General features: G+C 37.6%; 1 protein-coding gene. It reads left to right on the forward strand.

Annotated features, from left to right (window positions below):
* Positions 1-21: 21 nt before the first annotated feature.
* A partial coding sequence (locus EUBHAL_RS03830) for a Y-family DNA polymerase (RefSeq protein WP_465220317.1) occupies positions 22-844 on the forward strand: 823 nt, incomplete at its 3' end.

The following is an 844-nucleotide window of genomic DNA, read 5'->3' on the forward strand; positions in this document are numbered from 1 at the left end:
ATTGTTATTTTAAGGAGGGGGATAGATTTGGATAAGATATATGCTGCAATCGACTTAAAATCATTTTATGCATCAGTGGAATGTGTGGAAAGAGGCTTAGATCCTCTCATAACGAATCTTGTTGTTGCCGATAAGAGCCGTACTGAAAAGACCATATGTCTTGCCGTTTCTCCTTCTTTAAAAAAATATGGTATTCCAGGACGTCCTCGCTTATTTGAAGTAATACAGAAAGTGAAGAGGATTAATAAAAAAAGACTGGAAGCTGCTCCGGGGCATAAATTTATAGGACAATCTTTTCATTCAGATAAATTAAGTGATCCTTCGGTTGCACTGGCATATATTACAGCATCTCCGAGGATGTCATTGTATATGAAATATAGCACACAAATATATCAGGTATACCTTCGGTATTTTGCTCCAGAGGATATTCATGTATATTCGATTGATGAGGTTTTTATTGACTTGACAGGATACTTGACAAATTATCAGATGGGGGCAAAAGAATTAATTTCCAAAGTGATACAGGATGTATTAAAAGAAACAGGGATCACAGCTACTGCAGGGATTGGTACGAATCTATATCTTGCAAAGATTGCAATGGATATTATGGCAAAGCATGTGCCGGCAGACGAGTATGGGGTGAGGATTGCTTATCTGGATGAGTTAACATATCGAAAGAAATTATGGGAACATCAGCCGATTACGGATTTCTGGAGGGTAGGGAAAGGTTATGCCAAAAAGCTTGCTGTATATCAGATTTACACGATGGGAGACGTTGCCAGATGCTCTGTTGGAAAAGAAAAGGAATATCATAATGAGGAATTACTTTATAAACTATTTGGCA

The sequence above is a fragment of the Anaerobutyricum hallii DSM 3353 genome (genome assembly GCF_000173975.1).
GTDB classification, from domain to species: domain Bacteria; phylum Bacillota; class Clostridia; order Lachnospirales; family Lachnospiraceae; genus Anaerobutyricum; species Anaerobutyricum hallii.